Source organism: Bradyrhizobium sp. Kon37 (genome assembly GCF_055807535.1).
In genome coordinates, this window is record NZ_JBVVOY010000313.1 from 1 (window position 1) to 246 (window position 246).

General features: G+C 52.0%; 1 protein-coding gene. It reads right to left on the reverse strand.

The features are described 5' to 3' along the window. Nucleotides 1-246: hypothetical protein (locus AC0L3J_RS38295; RefSeq protein WP_473350607.1), on the reverse strand; the 246-nt coding region annotated here is incomplete at both ends.

Here is a 246-nt window from a genome sequence, read left to right on the forward strand (position 1 = left end):
GTTTCAGCCTCTCCCTGTTCAACTGCCGTTGTTCCAGATGGTTGCGGTTTTTCTTCATCATCCTGTTTTCCTTCTTCTGTTACTCGCTGCGGCATCGGGGCAGAGGAGCGACCGCAGGCAATATCCACGATTTCCGGATCAGGGTTGGCATGATCGGTTTCAGTCAGTACTTTGTTCAGATATTCAGTGACGTGCGCGGGGATGACCTCGATCCCAATTGGTGCTTCTTTTACGGACGCAACCACG